The 19,026-nt window shown below is 65.0% G+C and carries 17 protein-coding genes and 1 pseudogene; 11 read left to right on the top strand and 7 right to left on the bottom strand.

Annotated features, from left to right (window positions below; translation table 11 throughout):
• Positions 1-31 precede the first annotated feature (31 nt).
• From DIE22_RS12700 to DIE22_RS38730, 6 genes and pseudogenes are all read left to right on the top strand, one after another.
• Positions 32-517: a type VI secretion system tube protein TssD gene (locus DIE22_RS12700; RefSeq protein ID WP_124496878.1), complete on the top strand. Its 486-nt coding sequence runs from the start codon at positions 32-34 to the stop codon at positions 515-517.
• A 13-nt stretch (positions 518-530) separates the two neighbouring features.
• Positions 531-1,049 carry a DUF2778 domain-containing protein gene (locus DIE22_RS12695; protein ID WP_124496879.1) on the top strand — a complete coding sequence of 173 codons (519 nt, stop codon included), beginning with the start codon at positions 531-533 and terminating at the stop codon, positions 1,047-1,049.
• Positions 1,030-1,299 carry a hypothetical protein gene (locus DIE22_RS12690; RefSeq protein ID WP_124605226.1) on the top strand — a complete coding sequence of 90 codons (270 nt, stop codon included), beginning with the start codon at positions 1,030-1,032 and terminating at the stop codon, positions 1,297-1,299. Before DIE22_RS12695 ends, DIE22_RS12690 begins: the two co-directional genes overlap by 20 nt.
• A gap of 166 nt (positions 1,300-1,465) precedes the next feature.
• Entirely contained in the window at positions 1,466-1,735 is a 270-nt protein-coding gene (locus DIE22_RS12680; protein ID WP_124496881.1) for a hypothetical protein, read from the top strand.
• Between the two features lie 288 nt (positions 1,736-2,023).
• Positions 2,024-2,299 carry a hypothetical protein gene (locus DIE22_RS12670; protein ID WP_124605224.1) on the top strand — a complete coding sequence of 92 codons (276 nt, stop codon included), beginning with the start codon at positions 2,024-2,026 and terminating at the stop codon, positions 2,297-2,299.
• Between the two features lie 9 nt (positions 2,300-2,308).
• A pseudogene (locus DIE22_RS38730) lies at positions 2,309-2,577 on the top strand (hypothetical protein).
• A 222-nt stretch (positions 2,578-2,799) separates the two neighbouring features.
• Here DIE22_RS38730 and waaA read toward each other — a convergent pair.
• The 4 genes from waaA to DIE22_RS12645 all read right to left on the bottom strand — a co-directional run bounded on the left by waaA (position 2,800) and on the right by DIE22_RS12645 (position 7,701).
• On the bottom strand, positions 2,800-4,161 hold the full coding sequence (waaA, locus tag DIE22_RS12660) for a lipid IV(A) 3-deoxy-D-manno-octulosonic acid transferase (RefSeq protein ID WP_124496882.1): 1,362 nt from the start codon (positions 4,159-4,161) through the stop codon (positions 2,800-2,802).
• Positions 4,162-4,198: 37 nt separating this feature from the next.
• Positions 4,199-5,083: a Kdo hydroxylase family protein gene (locus tag DIE22_RS12655; RefSeq protein WP_124496883.1), complete on the bottom strand. Its 885-nt coding sequence runs from the start codon at positions 5,081-5,083 to the stop codon at positions 4,199-4,201.
• Between the two features lie 52 nt (positions 5,084-5,135).
• Positions 5,136-6,131, bottom strand: coding sequence for a lipopolysaccharide heptosyltransferase I (waaC, locus tag DIE22_RS12650; RefSeq protein ID WP_124496884.1), 996 nt, complete (start codon positions 6,129-6,131; stop codon positions 5,136-5,138).
• Between the two features lie 175 nt (positions 6,132-6,306).
• Positions 6,307-7,701, bottom strand: coding sequence for a phosphomannomutase/phosphoglucomutase (locus DIE22_RS12645; RefSeq protein ID WP_124496885.1), 1,395 nt, complete (start codon positions 7,699-7,701; stop codon positions 6,307-6,309).
• 242 nt (positions 7,702-7,943) lie between these two features.
• On the opposite strand from DIE22_RS12645, the gene DIE22_RS12640 reads away from it, so the two are divergent.
• From DIE22_RS12640 to DIE22_RS12620, 5 genes are read left to right on the top strand one after another with little or no spacing between them, the layout of a single operon-like run.
• Positions 7,944-9,200 carry an oligosaccharide flippase family protein gene (locus DIE22_RS12640; protein ID WP_124496886.1) on the top strand — a complete coding sequence of 419 codons (1,257 nt, stop codon included), beginning with the start codon at positions 7,944-7,946 and terminating at the stop codon, positions 9,198-9,200.
• Positions 9,197-10,021, top strand: a complete 825-nt coding sequence (locus DIE22_RS12635) for a glycosyltransferase (protein WP_124496887.1) — start codon at positions 9,197-9,199, stop codon at positions 10,019-10,021. The genes DIE22_RS12640 and DIE22_RS12635 overlap by 4 nt, the downstream gene beginning before the upstream one ends.
• A gap of 43 nt (positions 10,022-10,064) precedes the next feature.
• Positions 10,065-11,201: a glycosyltransferase family 4 protein gene (locus DIE22_RS12630; protein WP_124496888.1), complete on the top strand. Its 1,137-nt coding sequence runs from the start codon at positions 10,065-10,067 to the stop codon at positions 11,199-11,201.
• Between the two features lie 14 nt (positions 11,202-11,215).
• On the top strand, positions 11,216-12,238 hold the full coding sequence (gene galE, locus DIE22_RS12625) for a UDP-glucose 4-epimerase GalE (RefSeq protein ID WP_124496889.1): 1,023 nt from the start codon (positions 11,216-11,218) through the stop codon (positions 12,236-12,238).
• A 27-nt stretch (positions 12,239-12,265) separates the two neighbouring features.
• A complete protein-coding gene (locus tag DIE22_RS12620; protein ID WP_124496890.1) occupies positions 12,266-13,372 on the top strand; it encodes a glycosyltransferase in 1,107 nt (368 codons plus the stop codon).
• A gap of 130 nt (positions 13,373-13,502) precedes the next feature.
• On the opposite strand, the gene DIE22_RS12615 is transcribed toward DIE22_RS12620, so the two are convergent.
• The 3 genes from DIE22_RS12615 to DIE22_RS12605 form a co-directional block, all read right to left on the bottom strand.
• Positions 13,503-15,836, bottom strand: coding sequence for a protease pro-enzyme activation domain-containing protein (locus DIE22_RS12615; RefSeq protein ID WP_260426658.1), 2,334 nt, complete (start codon positions 15,834-15,836; stop codon positions 13,503-13,505).
• 274 nt (positions 15,837-16,110) lie between these two features.
• A complete protein-coding gene (locus DIE22_RS12610; RefSeq protein ID WP_124605222.1) occupies positions 16,111-17,994 on the bottom strand; it encodes a polysaccharide biosynthesis protein in 1,884 nt (627 codons plus the stop codon).
• 12 nt (positions 17,995-18,006) lie between these two features.
• A complete protein-coding gene (locus tag DIE22_RS12605) occupies positions 18,007-19,023 on the bottom strand; it encodes an MraY family glycosyltransferase (protein ID WP_124605221.1) in 1,017 nt (338 codons plus the stop codon).
• Between the last annotated feature and the right edge of the window lie 3 nt (positions 19,024-19,026).

The following is a 19,026-nucleotide window of genomic DNA, read 5'->3' as shown; positions in this document are numbered from 1 at the left end:
TACGCTTTCTTTATTTGTAAGGATTTTCGATATGCCGATTCCCGCACATATGTGGCTGAAGGATGATGGCGGCGCAGACATCAAAGGCTCGTCAACCGTCCAGGACCGTGAAGGAAGCATTGAAATCATCAGTTTCGGCCACGGTGTAAATCTGCCGGTTGACGGCGCCAACGGCAAGATCACCGGCAAGCGGACACATTCGCCGATTGCGTTCGAAAAGGAATTCGACGCGGCGACTCCCTATCTTTACAAGGCCGTGGCGAAGGGGCAGACGCTGCAATCGGCCGAGATCAAGTGGTATCGCATCAACGATGCGGGAAGAGAGGAAGTCTATTTCGTGATGCTGCTCGAAGGCGTAAAAGTCTCCGGCATCAATCCGGGCATGGCGAATACCAGACTGTCGCAGGCGTCCGCGCTCAATCACGTGGAAGCCGTCTCCATGATGTATGACCGCATCACGTGGCATTACCTCGACGGCAATATAAAATTCACCGATTCATGGAATGACATCGGATAAGCGGGGGCGGTCAATGGCTTATACCGGTAAATTTCTGGTGAATAACGACTTTTTGTCGCCCCTTACCATTGATGGTGTGGGTACGTTCGATGCGTTCTCTGGCAACGGCATCTATCGGAATCGAGGGGGCTGTACGGCGGTGCCCGATAACGGTCCGATTCCTGGCGGAAAATACTGGATCGTTGCGCGTCCTACTGGTGGCGCACGCTCCCAAGCCTACGCTTGGATAAAAGATCAGTGGAACGCCTTCAAGGGAAATGCGACCGACCACAGTGAATGGTTCGCACTCTATAGAAATGATGGGGTGATTGACGATCAAACGTGGGTTAATGGCGTTCAGCGCGGTCAGTTCCGGTTGCATCCGGCAGGTGGTGAAGGTGTATCACTTGGCTGCATTACCCTGCCAAGCCGGGTCGATTTCCTGAGAATCCGTTCAGCCCTACTGCACACCACTACAGTCCCTGCTGGGAGTTCAGGACTTAATGCATACGGAACAATCGAGGTCATCACGCATGGCAACACTTGCCCGTAGGTTACTGAAGGTTTTGCTATTTATCGGGCTATTTCTTATTTCAGCTCGTTATATTCCGCTATCTAATGAGTGGACACCAGCCGAAGCGCGCGCATGGTGGCGCGCTTCAGAATGGCTCGGCGTTAGCGATCCCGATGATGTGTATTTCGTGGTGTGGGTGACTATCGAACTGATCGTGGCAGTGCTCGCCTACATAGCGATCATGTGGATGTGGCGACACTATCGCGGGAAAGAGCATGTCGAGAAATAGTGACTGAGAATGACCGAATCCGTGGACCTTTCAAAATCGCGACGTTGCATTACTCTGCCGAGCCGTACGGATTTCCTGAGAATCCGAACAGCACTTTTAACCACCAAGAAAATCGCGGCCGGCAATTCATGACTTAATGCATACGGAACAATTGAGGTCATCGCGCATGGCAACACTTGCCCGTAGACTTTTCAAGATGGCGCTGTTTATCGGCTTGTTTCTTCTATCCGTGCGCTGCATTGGTCGGAATGGGGCGATGCCGGAAAGTGAGGCACTTAGATGGTTGAGCATCGCGCAAAGCCTTGGTCTGCACGAGGCGGATGATGTCTATATCCCGGTGATGCTGGCTCTTGATCTGCTTGTGGCAACGCTTGCGTATATGATGATCACAAAGCTATGGAAGCACTATCGTGGAAAAAGCCATGTTGAGAAATAGCGCCCGAGAATGACCTATCTTGTCCGTAGGCTATTCAAGGTCGTGCTGTTTGTCGGATTTTTTCTTCTCTCATTTCGTTATGTCCGACCATACCATAAATGGACGCCAGCCGAAGCCCGTACATGGTGGCGCGCTTCGGATTGGCTCGGCGTCCGCGATCCCGAGGATTTGTATATCGGGGGGTGGGTAATTATCGAACTGATCGTGGTAGTGCTCGTCTACATAGCGATCATGTGGATGTGGCAACACTATCGCGTGAAAAGGCATGTCGAGAAATAGTAACTGAGAATGACCTCTCTTACCCACCGGCTGTTCAAGGTCACGCTGTTCGTCGGCCTGTTCTGCCTCTCCGTACCGTACGTCCACACATATCCTATACCAATGCCAGAAAGCCAAGTGCTCGCTTGGCTACGCGTTGCAAATCGGCTTGGTATTCGCGACCCCGATGATCTATACATTCCGCTCGTCCTGCTGGCCAATCTGCTCGTGGCAACGTTTGCGTATATGGTGATCATGAGGCTGTGGAGGCACTATCGCGGCAAAAAAATCCATGTTGAGAAATAGCGCCCGAGAATGATCACTTTTACCCGTAGGCTCTTCAAGATCGTGCTGTTTATCGGCCTGCTCGCTCTATCGCTTCGTTATGTCCGTCCATACCACTATGAGTGGACGCCAGCCGAGGCGCGTGCAGGTGGCGTGCTTCGGAATGGCTCGGCGTTCGCGATCCCGATGATTTGTATTTCATGGTGTGGGTAACTATCGAGGTGATCACGGCAGTGCTCGCCTACGTAGCGATTACGCGGCTGTGGCGACACCATCTCAAAAACCATATTGAGAAATAACGCCTAAGAATAGCCGTACCCGCAGGTTTTCAAAAATCGCGCTGTTTATCGGTCTGCTCGCTCTATCGCATCGTATGTCGTTATGCCCACCCATGCCTCTATAAGTGGACAGAAGGCCAAGCACGCACTTTCCCGACTCAAGGTTCACTGGACACGACCTTACCCCTGCAACTTGATTGAAGATCATTCGAGCGCGGCGCGCTCGAATGCATGTCTCTACACCTACTTGCCCTGAGCGTCCTGCCCGTCGTCCTGCATCGAATTCGCGCCGCGTTCGACCGGCGGCAGCAGCGCCGCGAGCACGTCGACCGAGCGCGCGGTCGCGCCGCGATGGCGCGACGCGAACGCGGCACCCGCCGCACCCATCGCGATGCGCCGCGCGTTGTCGGCAAACAGCGCGTCGAGCACGTGTGCGAGGTCGAGCGGATCCGCAACCTGCATCGCCGCGCCGGCCGCGACCGCATCGGCAGTCGCCTGCGTGAAGTTGAACACGTGCGGCCCGATCAGCACCGGCACGCCGACCGCGCACGCCTCGATCAGGTTCTGCCCGCCGAGCGGCAGCAGGCTGCCGCCGATGAACGCGACGTCGGCGGCCGCGTAGTACGCGCCGAGCTCACCCATTGAATCGCCAAGCAACACCGTCACGTCCGCCGGCAGCGGTTCCGCCGCGGCGGGCCTGCCGGCCGCGAGCGCCGCCGCGTCCGCACCCCACGCCGAACGCCGCACGCACTTGAATCCGTTGCGCGCGACCAGCGCCTCGACTTCGGCGAAACGCTGCGGATGGCGCGGCACGAGGATCAGCAGCGCGCCGGGCGTGTGCATCGCGGCGAACGCCTGCAGCACCAGCGCTTCTTCGTTCTCGCGCGTGCTGGCCGCAACCCACACCGGCCGCGTGCCGATCGCGTCGCGCCATGCATGGCCGCGCGCCGCCAGCTCCGGCGGCGTCGTCATGTCGAATTTCAGATTGCCCAACACCGCCACGTTGCGCGCACCGAGCGACGTCAGCCGCTCCGCGTCGGCCGGGCTCTGCGCGAGCACGCGCGAGAAACCGCCGAACACATCGCGCGTCGCCGCGCCGAACTTCGCCGCACGGCGATGCGAGCGCGCGGACATTCGCGCATTCGTCAGCACGAGCGGCACGTCCGCGCGACGGCACTCGTCGATCAGCGTCGGCCACACCTCGGTTTCCATCACGAGGCCGAGCGTCGGCCGCCATGCGTGCAGGAAGCGCCGCACCGCGCCCGGCATGTCGTACGGCAGGTAGCAGCGCAGCACGCGATCGCCGAAGATCTGCTCGCCGGTCGCGCGGCCGCTCGGCGTCATGTGCGTGAGCAGGATGCGCGCGTCGGGACGCGCACGCATCAGCGCATCGATCAGCGGCTGCGCGGCACGCGTCTCGCCGACCGACACCGCATGCACCCAGATCAGCGGCGCGCGATCGTCGGGCGAACGGCCCGCGACGTGGCCGAAGCGCTCGCCGATGTGCTCGCGATAGCCGCGCTCCTTGCGCGAGCGCACGTAGAGCCGGATCACGGCGATCGGCGCGACGAGCCACCACAATGCGCGATAGATCGCCCTCAGCATGAGCGTGCTCCGTTACCGCGGAGGAGACGGTGCGCGCTCAAACCAGCGCCCTGCCGGTCAGGCGCTCGAGAATCCCGAGCGGCGCGCATTCGCGGCGCACCATCGCGTCGACCGGCAGGAAGAAGGTCTGCTCGAGCATGAACTGGCCGGACATCACAGCGTGCGAAGTCTGATCGGAGAAACATATCCACACGCTGCCCGGCGGAAACGGCATCGTCTGCTGCGGACAGGTCTTCTGGTAGTCGAGATCGGCCTTCATCCCGTCGTGCAGGTTCAGCATCAGGTGGTCGTACGCGCTGCGCGGCGACTTCGTCACGTGCAGCAGGTTCAGCAGCCACGCCGAGCCCGGGAACTGCGGCCGGATCTTCGGCAGGAAGTGCTTCGCGACGTCCTCGAACGGCTCGCCGACGCGCCACACGCGCGGCTGGCCGGCGGGGTTCACGTTCGTGAACACGCGCAGGATCCGCTCGCCGTAGTTCGGCCGCGACGGGAACGCGTCGACGTGCAGCCGGCTGTCGTCCTTGCGCCAGGACGTCTGACGCGTCTCGACCCGCATCAGCCGCAGGCTCGTCGGCGCGACGCGCAGCTTGCCGCGATATTCGGGAAAGAGGCCGTCGACGAGCGTGCCGGCCTGCTGCTGGAAGCGCGCGACGAGCGCGCGCACGGCCGACTGGGTGACGCTGTCGCCGAGCACGCCGGCGAGCGCGCCGCCGTTCGGCGCGAGGCTGATGTTCTTGCGGTTCGGATCGGCGAGCGCCGGATCGAGCAGCGCTTCCTCGCCGCCTTCGATCGCGAAGCGCAGGTGCGGGAAATACAGCACCTTGCCTTCCTCGACCGCGGCCAGCAACTGCTCGCGCGGCGTCGACAGGTTGTGTCCGCTCCAGTCGGCGGACGGGACTTCGATGATCTGGGATTCGCTCATGATCGGTTCGCGTGCGTAACGGGCGGAACAGGCAGGGCAGGCATGACGGGCATCACAGCAGACCGAAGCCCGCGAGCGCCGCCTTCACCTGTGCGATCGACGGCGGCTGCCCCACCGTGCCGAGATTGACGACGTTCGGCGACCAGTAGCCGCCGGTCCGCCAGGCCGTCGCAAAATTGTACAGTTCGACCGTCGGACGCTTCAGCGCGGCCGCGATATGAACCAGACCTGTATCAACCCCGACCGTCGCGGCCGCGCCGTCGATCAGGCCGACGACGGCCGGCAGCGACAGCTTCGGCGGCACGATCGCCGCCGCGCCGAACTCCTTCGCGAGCCGCTCGCTGGTCGCGCGCTCCGCGTCGTTGCCCCACGGCAGCACGAGCGACGCGCCGCGCCGCACGAGCGCCTGGCCGAGCTCGATCCACGCGGCGTCCGGCCACTGCTTGTCGGCACGCGACGTCGCATGCACGAACACCACGTACGGCACCGGCAGGTTCAGGCCGAGCGCCGCGACCGCGAGCGCCGCCGCGCGCGTGTCGAGGCCGAAATCGACCGGATCGGCCGGCGTCGGCGCCGGGTCGCCCAGCGCGGCCGCGACCAGCTGGCGCGAACGCTCGACCACGTGCGTGCGTGGCGCGATCGGCACGCGCTTGCGATAGAAGAAACGCACCGGCCATTCGTAGCCGGCGCCGTCGGTGCGGTTGCCGAGGCCGGCGAGCGGGCCGCGCGCCCAGCCCGCGACCCAGGCGGTCTTGATGAGCCCCTGGCAGTCGATCACGAGGTCGTACTGCTCGGCCGCGAGGCGCTTGCGGAACGCGCGGATCTCGCGCCACGTGGCGCCCGAGAACGGCTTCTTGCGCCAGCGGCGCAGCGAGAACGGCAGCACGTCGCGCACGCCGTCGACGAGCCGCACGAGGTCGACGAAGCTCTCCTCGACGAGCCAGTCGATCTGCGCATCGGGGTGGCGGCGCCGGATATCGGCGATCACCGGCATGTTGTGCACGACGTCGCCCAGCGACGATACGCGCACGATCAGGATCTTTTGCACGCTGGAAAAACGCCGGCGGACAGCCGGCGACAGGCATAAAGACGCGATTTTATCGCGCCCGGGACGTCAGACAGACAAAAAGCGGCCGCATGCCGGTGGCATGCGCCGCTTTTCGGGGGTGACGCGACGAATCGCTCGACCGTCGCACCGGCGGCGGCCCGCAGGCCGCCCGAACTCAGAACGGCAGCTTGACGTCCGGCTTCGCGGCCGTCAGCACGCGGCGGAAGTCGTCCTGGATGCGCTTGAGCCCTTCCTTGGTCTCCGATTCGAACCGCATCACGACGACCGGCGTCGTGTTCGACGAACGCGCGAGGCCGAAGCCGTCCGGGTACTCGACGCGCAGGCCGTCGATCGTCACGACTTCCTCGGCGCCGTCGAACTTCGCCTCTTTCTGCAGCTTCTCGATCAGACGGAAGTTCTCGCCTTCGTCGAGCCAGAGCTGCAGTTCGGGCGTGCTCATCGCGTCCGGCAGCGCGTTCAGCAGCGCGCTCGGATCGGCCGTCTTCGCGAGGATCTCGAGCAGGCGCGCGCCCGTGTAGAGACCGTCGTCGAAGCCGTACCAGCGGTCCTTGAAGAACACGTGGCCGCTCATCTCGCCGGCGAGCGGTGCGCCCGTCTCGCGCAGCTTCGCCTTCACGAGCGAATGGCCCGTCTTCCACATCAGCGGCTCGCCGCCCTTCGCCTTGACCCACTGCGCGAGATGGCGCGTGCACTTCACGTCGTAGATGATCTGCGCGCCCGGGTTGCGCGACAGCACTTCCTCGGCGAACAGCATCAGCTGGCGGTCCGGGAAAATGATCTGGCTGTCCTTCGTGACGACGCCCAGGCGGTCGCCGTCGCCGTCGAACGCGAAGCCGAGCTCGGCGTCGGTGTCCTTCAGCGCCTGGATCACGTCCTGCAGGTTTTCCGGGTGCGCGGGATCGGGGTGGTGGTTCGGGAACGTGCCGTCGATGTCGGTGAAACGCTCGACGAGTTCGCAGCCGAGCGCCTTGAACAGGCGCGTCGCGAGCGGGCCCGCGACGCCGTTGCCGGCATCCACGACGAGCTTCAGCGGGCGCGCGAGCTTCACGTCGCCGACGATCCGCGCGATGTATTGATCGGCGACGTCGAACGCCTCGTACGAGCCGCTGCCCGTGTCATAGCGCTCGTCGACGATGCGGCGGTACAGCGCCTGGATCTGCTCGCCGTAGATCGCGGCGCCGCGCAGCACCATCTTGAAGCCGTTGTAGTCGGGCGGGTTGTGGCTGCCCGTGACGACGATGCACGAATCGACGCGGCGCTCGCCGCCCTTCAGCGCAAGCGGCACGCTCGCCGCGAAATAGCCGACCGGCGTGGGCACCATGCCGACGTCGACGACGTCGACGCCCGCCGCACGCAGGCCATCGGCGAGTGCGCCGACGAGCTCGGGCCCCGACAGGCGGCCGTCGCGCGCGACGACAACCGCGTCGCCGCCCTGTGCGCGCACTTCGCTGCCGAATGCCCGGCCGATCGCGCGCGCCGTGTCGGCGTCGAGCGTCTTGCCGACCACACCGCGAATGTCATATGCCTTGAAGATGGATTGGGAGATCATCGATTCTCTCTCGGTTGCGTGCATGGAAAATAATCTGGCCGCCTTTCGCGCATGCCCGGCATCATACATGCGGGCCTTGCACAACAAGGAACGGGACGGCTGGAGCGGCCCCGATCCCACTTATAATCGCGGGTTTTGATGACGCGCATTCTGTCCATTTTAATGCCTAGCCGTTCCGCCGCCGCCAACCTGCCGCCTCCGGGCGCCCTGCCGGTCGCCTTGCGCGCGTGCGGCTGCCCCGCATGCTGAAACGATTCGGCAACCCGGACGTCGCGAAAGCCGTCGCGAATCTCGTCTGGCTGGGGCTCGAACGGCTCACGCAGATCGGCGTCGCGATCGCGATCAGCGGTCTTCTGGCCCGTTATTTCGGGCCGGACGTGTTCGGCAAATGGCAGTATGCGAATACGCTTCTCCTCGTACTGGCGCCGCTCACCTGGGTGTGCGGTGCCGAAATCCTGGTTCCGACCATCGTCCAGCGCCCGCCCGCGCAACTCGGCGCGGTGCTCGGCAGCGCATTCGCGCTGCGCATCGGCGTGTCCGCCGCCGCGCTCGTCGCGACCTGGATCGCGATCGGCGCCGGCGCGTTCGACCCGCTCGTCGGCGCGATGCTCGCGGGCCTCGCCGTCACGATGGTGTTCCGCGAGCCGTTCGTCGGCGTGATCAACGCGTGGCTGCAGAGCCTGACCTACAGCAAGCCGCAGCTCGTGACCAGCATGGTCACCGCGCTGGCGAAGGCGCTGCTCGTCTGGCTGCTGGTCCGCGCGGCCGCCGGCCCTGCCCGCTTCGCATGGCTGTGGGCGCTGGAGGCCGCCGCGATCGGCTTCGCGCTCGTGCTGTACTACCGCCATCGTAACGGCGGCACGCTCGGCTGGACGTTCGACAAACCGCTGTTCAGGCACTTTGCGACCGCCGGCACCGTGTTCTGGCTCGGCCTGATCTGCATGTACCTGTTCCTGAAGCTCGACCGCCTGATGCTCGAGCGTCACGTGTCGTTCGCCGACCTCGGCCGCTACGCGGCGGCCCAGCAGCTCAACGAGAACTGGATCACGCTCGCGCTGATGCTCGCGCAGACCATCGCGCCCGCGTTCGTGTACCGCGTGCAGGACGTCGCGCGGCTGCGCCGCAACATCGTCCGGCTGATCGCGATGACCGCCGGCCTGATGACGGCCGGCGCGCTGGTGCTGGACGCGGCCGCGCCGCTCATCGTCGGCAAGGTGTTCGGCCACGGCTACGAGGCGTCGGTCGACATCTTCCGCTGGGCCGTCTGGCTGTCCGTGCCGGCCGGCATCGAGGCGATAGGCAATCTTATCGTTCTCAAATATCAAGCAAAATTCGTGTTGCTGGCGAAATGGGTGCTCGCGCTCGCGATCGCCGCGCTCGTCAACGTGTTCGCCATCCCCCGGCTCGGCCTGTACGGCGCGCTCGTCGGGCTCGCGGCCGGCTATGTCGCCGCCACCGCCGTTAATTTTTATTACATCCGTTTCAAGCTGCGCCCATGACGTCTCCCGATTGCCCGCCCCTGCTCGACGACGTGGCCGTGCTGATGCCGGCCTACAACGGCCACGACGACGTCGCCCGCACCCTCGCGTCGTTTCGCGAGGACGCGCCGGTGCACGTGCTGATCGTCGACGACGGCAGCACACCGCCGATCGTCGCGCCCGACCTGCCCGGCCTCGCGGTCGAAGTGCTGCGCATGCCGCAGAACGGCGGCATCGAGCGCGCGCTCGAGGCCGGCATCGACGCGCTCGCGGCGCGCGGCTTCCGCTATGCGGCCCGTATCGACGCCGGCGACCTCGCCGCGCCGCAGCGGCTCGCGAAGCAGCGCGCGTATCTCGATGCGCACCCGCGCGTGGCCTGCGTCGGCATGTGGACCCAGGTCGTGTCGCGCGCCGGCGAGCCGCGCTTCATGCTGACCCCGCCCGCCGATCCGCGCGCGCTGCGCCGCACGCGCTTCCTGCGCTCGCCGCTCGTGCATCCGTCGGTCATGCTGCGCGTCGACGCCGTGCGCGAAGTCGGCAACTACCGCGCGAAGTACCGTGCGGCCGAGGATCTCGATCTTTTTTTACGGTTAATGCAGCGCTACGATTGCGCGAACCTGCCCGAGCTCGGCCTCTACTACGAGCTCAACGAGGGCGGGATCAGCGCGACCAAGCGCCGCCGCCAGCTGACGTCGACCCTGTCGCTGCTGCTGCGTTACTTCAACGCGCTGAACCCGTACGACTGGGCCGGCCTCGCCAAGAACCTGCTGCATTTCGTGACGCCGTACCGTACGCTGCAGCGGATCAAGCAGACGCTGTTCGCGGCGCGGCCGTCCGCGTAGCCCCGCATCCGGCATTTTCGACGCTTTATTTTTTCTTTTTTTCATGTCCGCTACCTCCTCGCTGCGCATCGCGCTCGTCTGCAACACGGCCTGGGCGATCTACACGTACCGCCACGGGCTGATCCGTGCGCTCGTCGCGCGCGGCGCCGAGGTCGTCGTGATCGCGCCGCACGACCGCACGGTGCCGCTGCTCGAGCAGATGGGCTGCCGCTACGTCGCGCTCGCCGTCGCGTCGAAAGGCACGAGCCCGCGCGAGGATCTCGGCACGCTCGCGGCGCTGACGCGCCATTACCGCGCGCTCGAGCCCGATCTCGTGTTCCACTACACGATCAAGCCGAACATCTACGGATCGATCGCCGCGTGGCTCGCGCGCGTGCCGTCGATCGCGGTCACCACGGGCCTCGGCTACGTGTTCATCCAGAAAAGCCGTGCGGCGAGCGTCGCGAAACGCCTGTACCGGTTCGCGTTCCGCTTCCCGCGTGAAGTCTGGTTCCTGAACCGCGACGATCTCGCGACCTTCACCGGCGAGCAGCTGCTCGCGCATCCGGACCGCGCACGGCTGCTGCACGGCGAAGGCGTCGATCTCGAACAGTTCGCGCCGGTGCCGCTGCCCGCCGGCCGGGGCCCCATGTTCATCCTGATCGGCCGGCTGCTATGGGACAAGGGCGTGCGCGAGTACATCGAGGCCGCGCGCATCGTGCGCGCCCGCTACCCGGACGCGCGCTTCCAGCTGCTCGGGCCGCTCGGTGTCGACAACCCGAGCGCGATCGGCCGCGCGGACGTCGACGCGTGGGTCGGCGAAGGCGTCGTCGAGTATCTCGGCGAGGCGCACGACGTGCGCCCGCACATCGCGGCGGCCGACTGCGTCGTGCTGCCGTCGTACCGCGAGGGCGTGCCGCGCACGCTGATGGAAGCGTCCGCGATGGGCCGCCCGATCGTCGCGACCGACGTGCCGGGCTGCCGCGACGTCGTGGCCGACGGCGAAACCGGCTTCCTGTGCCGCGTGCGCGACAGCGCGAGCCTCGCCGGGCAGTTGATCCGCATGATCGAACTCGGGCCTGCCGGCCGCGACACGATGGGCGCGCGCGGCCGCAGCAAGGTGGCCGCGGAATTCGACGAGCAGCAGGTCGTCGAACGCTACCGGCAGACCATTCATACATTGACCGGCATCACACTCTGAAGGAGCGCATCAGCATGACCGCTAAAGGCACCATCCTCGTTACCGGCGGTGCGGGCTACATCGGCTCGCACACGGCCGTCGAGCTGCTCGACAACGGCTACGATGTCGTGATCGTCGACAACCTCGTCAACAGCAAGGCCGAGTCCGTCCGGCGCATCGAGCAGATCACGGGCAGGACGCCCGCGTTCCACCAGGTCGACGTGTGCGACGAAGCCGCGCTCGCGAAGGTGTTCGACGCGCACCCGATCACCGGCACGATCCATTTCGCGGCGCTCAAGGCGGTCGGCGAATCGGTCGCGAAGCCGCTCGAGTACTACCAGAACAACATCGGCGGGCTGCTCTCGGTGCTCAAGATCATGCGCGAGCGCAACGTCCGGCAGTTCGTGTTCAGCTCGTCGGCGACCGTGTACGGCGTGCCGGAGCGCTCGCCGATCGACGAATCGTTCCCGCTGTCCGCGACCAACCCGTACGGCCAGTCGAAGCTGATTGCCGAGCAGATCCTGCGCGATCTCGAGGTATCGGACCCATCGTGGCGGATCGCGACGCTGCGCTACTTCAACCCGGTCGGCGCGCATGCGAGCGGGCTGATCGGCGAGGATCCGGCCGGCATCCCGAACAACCTGATGCCATATGTCGCGCAGGTCGCGGTCGGCAAGCTCGAGAAACTGCGCGTGTTCGGCTCCGACTACCCGACGCCGGACGGCACTGGCGTGCGCGACTACATCCACGTCGTCGATCTCGCGAAGGGGCACATCGCCGCGCTCGACGCGCTCGCGAAGCGCGATGCGAGCTTCGTCGTGAACCTCGGCACGGGCCAGGGCTACAGCGTGCTGGAAGTCGTGCGCGCGTTCGAGAAGGCATCGGGCCGCCCGGTGCCGTACGAACTCGTCGCGCGCCGCCCGGGCGACATCGCCGAGTGCTACGCGAACCCGCAGGCCGCGGCCGACCTGATCGGCTGGCGCGCGACGCTCGGGATCGACGAGATGTGCGCCGACCACTGGAAATGGCAGGAGGGGAACCCCCGCGGTTTTGTATAATCCGCTGTCCATTTTTCGAGCGATCCCATGCTCAGCTTCGCGTCCGGCTTCATCGTCTCCCTGCTCGTCACGCTGTTCATCGTGCGCTATGCGCATCTGCACGAGAAATTCTCGATCGACAGCGACCTGGCCGGCGTGCAGAAATTCCACGTGCGGCCGGTGCCGCGCGTCGGGGGCATCGGGATCCTCGCTGGGGTCGTCGTTGCCGCGCTGATCCTGTCCCGGCGCTATCCGACGATCGCCGGCAGCATTCTCGGGATCGCCGCCTGCGGGATGCCGGCGTTCCTGTCGGGCCTCGTCGAGGACCTGACCAAGCGCGTGTCGCCGCGCGCGCGGCTGCTGTGCACGATGGCCGCCGCCGCGCTGGCGTTCTGGCTGCTGGGGATCGCGGTCACGCGCATCAGCGTGCCGCCGCTCGACTTCCTGCTCCACTACGTGGCCATTTCGGCGTTCATCACCGTGCTCGCGGTCGCGGCGCTGGCGAACGCGATCAACATCATCGACGGCTTCAACGGCCTCGCGTCGATGGTCAGCTTCATGATGTTCGCGTCGCTCGCGTATGTGGCATTCCATGTGGGCGACCCGGTGGTGATGTCCGCGTCGATCATCATGATGGGCGCCGTGCTCGGCTTCTTCCTGTGGAATTTCCCGGCCGGCCTGATCTTCCTCGGCGACGGCGGCGCGTATTTCATCGGCTTCATGCTCGCCGAGCTCGCGATCATGCTGGTGATGCGCAACCGGGAAGTGTCCGCGTGGTACCCGGTGCTGCTGTTCATGTATCCGATCTTCGAGACCTGCTTCTCGATCTACCGGAAGAAGTTCATTCGCGGGATGTCGCCCGGGATTCCGGATGGCGTGCACCTGCACATGCTCGTGTACAAGCGGCTGATGCGCTGGGCCGTCGGCACCAAGCATGCGCATGACCTCACGCGGCGGAATTCGCTGACTTCGCCTTATCTGTGGCTGCTGTGCCTCGTCGCGGTGATTCCCGCGACGCTGTTCTGGCGGCACACCGTGCACCTGTTCGTGTTCGTCGTGCTGTTCGCGCTGACCTATGTGTGGCTGTACCTCAGCATCGTGCGGTTCAGGGTGCCGCGGTGGATGGTCGTGAGGAAGGAAAGGCGCGGGCATTGAGCGCGGCGGGCGGCCGGCGTACCGTCGGCGGGCGGCCGGTTCGCGCGACGACGCGGGTGCCCCGTTGAAGGACGAGCCGCCGTTGCCGACAGGATCATGACGGCGCCGCGGCGGCTCGACGAATGGACCGCTAGCTTCCCGAGGTGTTCGTGCTCCAGCCGGGTACTTGCGAATAGATCACGACGTTACCGTCGTCCTGGACGTCCGTGACTGCCCCCGGATTCCCACTGGTGCCGGAATACCAGAGCGGTGCCCCCGCCGAACTGTAGACGACCAGGTTGCCGTCCGTTTGCATCGTCGCATACGCACCCGAATGATTGTAAGTACGCGAACTCCACTTCGGAACGCCCTGGCGAAGCAGCACCAGATTCCCGTCACCCTGCATGACGAGCACGTTCGCGCCGTTGCCCGAAGTCAGACTCTGGCCACTGGTCAGGGTGACGCCGCCCTTCCAGACGGCGGGGCCGCTCGAGGAATTCGCCATGCCGGCCGCGGAAGTCGCCGTGGCAAATACCGGTACCGACAACCGGTAGATCACCATGTTGCCGTCGTCCTGCACGGTAAGACTCTGGCCATACGACGCGCTGCTGGTCGACGAGTACCACAACGGCGTGCTTCCCGCGCTGTAGACCACGAAGTTGCCGTCGGTCTGGAACACGGCATAGGCGCCGGCGTTTCCGTTGGTCCCCGAGTTCCAGACTGCGGCACCGCTGGTCGTGTTGTACAGCACGAGGTTGCCGTCACCCTGCATGACCAGTCGATGGCTTTGGGAAGCCGAGTACACGATTTGCCCCGACTTGAGCGTCGTGCCTTCGTTGATCACCCCGCCGTAGATCGGCGCCGTCGGCACGCATATCGACGAATGCAGCACGCTGACGCTCGGCGTGCCCCAGCCGGTCACGAAGTCCCATCCCGAACCCGCACTGTAGGCGCCGTTCGACCCGTTGGTGATATCGCGGAAGATCGATGGCGTCGTGGCTTCCGCACTGTACAGCGTGGGCGCCGCGAACCCGAGATTGGTCGCGCAGGCACCGGACAGCATGCGCGCCCAGGTCGCGGAAAACAGCGGCGCGGACAGGCTCGTCCCGCCCACCAGCTCGAGTTGACCGCCCACGACGATCAGTGCGCCGCTGTTCGGATCGGCGTCGAACGCGATGTCCGGCATGCCCCGAAAAGCGCGGCCCTTGAGCGCCGGAACGTTCGACTGCCACGATGGAATCGGCTCGATGCCGCTGATGCCGCCGCCACTGCCGTCCCAGGCCGTCTCGCCGCCGTAGCTGCCGTTCCCGTTCGTATAGAGCGTCGTGCCGCCCACGGCCACGACATACGGCGACGTCGCAGGATACTGCACCGACGTGCCGGTGCAGCCGTATGCAACACTGCCTGAATCCCCGGAACTGACCGCGAAAGTCTGTCCCTGCGCGACGGCGAGCTCGAACAGCGTGTCGATGGCGGCCGTCGGCGCCCAGCTCTCGCAACCGCCGATCGACATGTTCACGACGCGGGCGGTGTTGTCCGTCACGGCCCGATTGATCGCGAGCGCCATATCGCTCCACGTGAAGGACCGCGCGACATAGAAGTTGAGTTGCTTGATGCCGCCGGACATCCCGACGATGGTCTGGCTATCGAGCGACCATTCGAGGTTCGCGCTGGTGTCGGTGCTTGGCAATCCGGCGTTGATCACCGAAACGGGCACGGCAGGCAGCTGGTGGTTGCTTTCGAAGGTGGCCAGGTCGATGACCGGCTGCGTCAGGTCGCCTTCCGCAATGATGCCCACGGTGATGTTGCTGGCCGTCGGAGCACTGCCCACGGAATAGATGCCGGGAAAGTCCGTCGGACTATGCCCCACCGTCACGGCCGCGGTTGTCGGCGACGCATTCGCTTGCGGCGCCGCTGCCGAAAGGGTGGCGCGAACGAAATGCGGACGGAGGCGGGTCGCCGTATCCAGCCCCAGCACCGATTGAACGACCCCGCCGATCGCATCGGGCATCGTCTCCGGCGCGGTGTTGATGTGTGCGCGGCTGCCGTCCGCCATCGCGACCGGCACCAGCGTCGTCTGGAACACGCCGGATATCACGCCGGCCGGCGCATCGGCTTCGACGATCATGTTGTTGCCGGCGACGTTGATGTTCGTGAAGCCCTTACTTTGCAGATAGGCCTTCACGGTGGCGACCTGGCCGGCGCCAGGCGCGTATCGCGCGGCGATCTGCTCGGAACTCAGCACGGTGCCGAAACTGGCGCTGCCAGGCGTTCGCGCGTCCTGCACGAAGCGATGCAACGCGGTTTCGTCATTCAGCTTGAGTACCAGCGCGACATGGACCGGCGCCGTCGCGCTCATCGGCGTCGCGCTTACCACGTTGCCCGTGGCACGCAGTGCCGACAGTTTGCCGGTCTGCACTGTGGCACTGGTCGCGGCCGCCGTCGGACTCTCGTCGCCGCCGCACCCGGCGAGCGCGAACACCATGAGTGCCGCGCTCATTCCCCTTGCAATATGCTGCGCTTTCATTGGATTTGTATGGACCGTAGATCTCGTATCTGGCTTTTCACCTCGTTCTTCTTTTACGGCAATCGCACGGTTACCTTGAGGGAAACATAGGAAGGAATCGGCCGGTAGTCAAATGAATGCGGCCGGTGGGTGCGGGTGGACGAGAACGGGCTGGTCCGTGACCGGAATAAAAAAAGCGCCTCAAGGGCGCTTTTCTTACCGTGCGTGACCGATACACGCGCGCAGCCGATGCTCACTCGTTCGATGCGGCCCGCACGTCCGGCACACTCTGCAGCACGGGTGCAACCGTCGACTGGTATTCCGGCACCCAGCGCCGCAGATCGCGCCGGACTTCGTCATCGCTCAGCACACGGTTCTGCATCAGCCACGGCAGCAATTCGTCGAGCAGGTGATCCGGCACTTCCCGCGCACGCGCGATCCGCAGTTTCGGATGGGGCGTGCGCGTCGTCGTCTCGTCGTCCGCGAGCAGTTCCTCATAGAGCTTTTCGCCAGGTCGCAGCCCCGTGAACTCGATCCGGATCTGTCCCTCCGAAAAGCCGTACAGCCGAATCAGGTCGCGCGCGAGATCGACGATCTTGACGGGCTCGCCCATGTCGAGGATGAATATCTCGCCCCCATGACCCATGCTCGACGCTTGCAGCACGAGTTGCGACGCTTCCGGGATCGTCATGAAGAACCGCGTGATCTCGGGATGCGTGACGGTCACCGGCCCCCCCTTCGCGACCTGCTGCTGGAACTTCGGAATCACGCTGCCTGCGCTGCCGAGGACGTTGCCGAACCGCACGGTCTCGAACTGGGTGCCGCCGCTCGTCTGCTGCAACGCCTGGCACGCCATCTCGGCGAGACGCTTGCTCGCGCCCATGACGTTGGTCGGGTTGACGGCCTTGTCGGTCGAAATCAGCACGAAATGGCGAACGCCGTGCCGGATCGCCGCGCGCGCGACGCGATACGTGCCGAGCACGTTGTTGCGCAGCGCCTGCCACGCGTTGTGCTCCTCCATCAACGGCACATGTTTGTACGCGGCTGCATGGAACACGATGTGCGGCGCATAGCGCGACATCACCTGATCGAGCAGCAGCGAATCCTTCGCGTCGCCGATGATCGGCACGACGGGCTGGTCGGGGAAGCGTTCCCGCAACTCCTCGGTGAGCCGATACATCGCGTATTCGGACAGATCGAACGCGACGATCTGCGCGGGTGCAAAACGAAGGATCTGTCGGCACAGCTCGGAGCCGATCGAACCGCCTGCGCCCGTCACCATCACGACACGGCCGCGCAGCAGCGCCTCGACGTGCGGCGTGTCGATCGTCACCGCATCTCGGCCGAGCAAATCCTCGAGGTCGATATTGCGCACCTGCGACAGGAACCCCTGCCCCGGCATCAGCGCGGTCAGGGACGGCAGCACCATCGCCTTCACGCCGGCGCGCACGCACAGCGTCGCGACGCGGCGCTGGGTTTCGACGGACGCCGACGGAATCGCGATGATCGCGTATTCGACCTTCATCGCGTCGGTCCAGTGCTTCAGGTCGTTGAACGAGCCGAGCACCTTGTAGCCGTAGATCTCGCGCCCATGCTTGGTGACGTCGTCATCGAGCAAGCCGACGAGGCGCCATTCACCCGAACGCGACAATTCGCGCGCGAGGCTCGCACCCGCCGTGCCGGCGCCGAGAACCAGCACGGGCTTGCCCTGCCCGACGAGGCCGCCGTACAGGTAGAACTCCTTCGTCGCCCGGTACAGCGCACGGGCGCCGCCCATCACCAGGAACAGCATCAGCGGCGATACGAGCAGCACCGAGCGCGGGATGATCGGCGACGGCTGGAACATCACGGCCCCGATCATCACGATCACGCCGCCGCCGACGACCGCCTTCGAGATTCGCATCAGGTCGGGAAGGCTGGCGAACACCCACAGGCCGCGATACAGGCCGAACACGTGGAACATCAGCGCGTAGACCGGCAGCGTCCAGACGAGCGCGGTCACCGCGCCGCCCAGGAAATCAGGCGGAACGCTACCGTTGAAACGAACGAGATAAGCGAACAACCACGAGGCAACAACCGCCGTCAGGTCGAACAGGAAAGCACTCAGCGACAGCCACGATGCTTTGGATCGCAACATTGGCAGGAAACCTCAAGAGTTGTTTTCGGCGGCCGACTGAAACCGGCGCCAACGCATGTCGATCACCAACCCGATACATGCAAGGACGCCATACCATGCGAAAAACAACAGCCATTGCTGCTGTTCAGGGCGGCCCTTTGCCCACACGGCAACGATTATGCCTGCGAGCATGATGAGGTACCAATAAAGAGCAGTCCGGCGGTGACCTACGCCCGAACGGACCATCCTTTGATAATAATGCTCCCGGTGCGCCTGCCAGAACTTTTCTCCGCGTAACAGACGTCTCAAAAGTGTTACAGACGCATCGGCAATAAAGGGCGCGAAGACGAGCGCGGGAAACCAGATCGGCCAGGCATCGGCACGCCATCCCCAGTAGCCGAGCGCGCCGGCCAGGAATCCCAGTGGAATCGAGCCGGCGTCGCCGAGAAACAGGCGGGCCGGATGGAAGTTGAGCAACAGGAAGCCGAGCGCCGCGCCAGCCACGGCCGCACCCGCCACGATGAGCTCCGGTGACGGGCCCGCGCCGTTCAGCGCCGCGACTGCGTATGCACCGAAGCCAAACAGCGCCATACCGCCCGCGAGGCCGTCGGCGCCGTCCATGAAGTTGTACAGGTTCGTCAGCCAGACCATCACGAAGCCGACGCCGACGAGCAGCCACCATGGCGCATCGGCCGGATAGACGGCGATCAGCGCAACCACCGCCGCGAGGTGAGCCGAGAATCGCACGCGGGCCGGCAGCCCGCGCCGGTCGTCGATTTGCGACATCGCCGCCAGCCCCGCGGCCGCGGCGGCAATCAGCCACAACGCCGGCGCAAGCGCCAGCAGCATGACAACGCAGACCGGCACGATTCCCCATCCGCCGACCCGCGGCGTCGGCAGCGTATGAAGCGAACGATCGTTCGGAATATCGGTGGCGAGGCGCCATGCGAGGCCGGTCGCAAGCAGCATGCGCAGGATGGCCGTCGACGCGATGGCGGCGACCAGCGCCACCATGACCGCACCAGGCCATGTGGAGATCGGGAGAGGCATGTC

This window comes from Burkholderia sp. Bp9142, from assembly GCF_003853415.1.
Taxonomy (GTDB): Bacteria; Pseudomonadota; Gammaproteobacteria; order Burkholderiales; family Burkholderiaceae; genus Burkholderia.
The sequence above is the reverse complement of the archived record's forward strand: the minus strand, read 5'-3'. Positions and strand labels throughout refer to the sequence as shown.

What these genes read in the sequence shown, in the direction of transcription:
- DIE22_RS12700 (WP_124496878.1), top strand. Translation starts at nt 32, where the DNA reads ATGCCGATTCCCGCACATATGTGGCTGAAGGATGATGGCGGCGCAGAC.
- DIE22_RS12695 (WP_124496879.1), top strand. Translation starts at nt 531, where the DNA reads ATGGCTTATACCGGTAAATTTCTGGTGAATAACGACTTTTTGTCGCCC.
- DIE22_RS12690 (WP_124605226.1), top strand. Translation starts at nt 1,030, where the DNA reads ATGGCAACACTTGCCCGTAGGTTACTGAAGGTTTTGCTATTTATCGGG.
- DIE22_RS12680 (WP_124496881.1), top strand. Translation starts at nt 1,466, where the DNA reads ATGGCAACACTTGCCCGTAGACTTTTCAAGATGGCGCTGTTTATCGGC.
- DIE22_RS12670 (WP_124605224.1), top strand. Translation starts at nt 2,024, where the DNA reads ATGACCTCTCTTACCCACCGGCTGTTCAAGGTCACGCTGTTCGTCGGC.
- waaA (WP_124496882.1), bottom strand. Translation starts at nt 4,161, where the DNA reads ATGCTGAGGGCGATCTATCGCGCATTGTGGTGGCTCGTCGCGCCGATC.
- DIE22_RS12655 (WP_124496883.1), bottom strand. Translation starts at nt 5,083, where the DNA reads ATGAGCGAATCCCAGATCATCGAAGTCCCGTCCGCCGACTGGAGCGGA.
- DIE22_RS12645 (WP_124496885.1), bottom strand. Translation starts at nt 7,701, where the DNA reads ATGATCTCCCAATCCATCTTCAAGGCATATGACATTCGCGGTGTGGTC.
- DIE22_RS12640 (WP_124496886.1), top strand. Translation starts at nt 7,944, where the DNA reads ATGCTGAAACGATTCGGCAACCCGGACGTCGCGAAAGCCGTCGCGAAT.
- DIE22_RS12635 (WP_124496887.1), top strand. Translation starts at nt 9,197, where the DNA reads ATGACGTCTCCCGATTGCCCGCCCCTGCTCGACGACGTGGCCGTGCTG.
- DIE22_RS12630 (WP_124496888.1), top strand. Translation starts at nt 10,065, where the DNA reads ATGTCCGCTACCTCCTCGCTGCGCATCGCGCTCGTCTGCAACACGGCC.
- galE (WP_124496889.1), top strand. Translation starts at nt 11,216, where the DNA reads ATGACCGCTAAAGGCACCATCCTCGTTACCGGCGGTGCGGGCTACATC.
- DIE22_RS12620 (WP_124496890.1), top strand. Translation starts at nt 12,266, where the DNA reads ATGCTCAGCTTCGCGTCCGGCTTCATCGTCTCCCTGCTCGTCACGCTG.
- DIE22_RS12615 (WP_260426658.1), bottom strand. Translation starts at nt 15,836, where the DNA reads ATGGTGTTCGCGCTCGCCGGGTGCGGCGGCGACGAGAGTCCGACGGCG.
- DIE22_RS12610 (WP_124605222.1), bottom strand. Translation starts at nt 17,994, where the DNA reads ATGTTGCGATCCAAAGCATCGTGGCTGTCGCTGAGTGCTTTCCTGTTC.
- DIE22_RS12605 (WP_124605221.1), bottom strand. Translation starts at nt 19,023, where the DNA reads ATGCCTCTCCCGATCTCCACATGGCCTGGTGCGGTCATGGTGGCGCTG.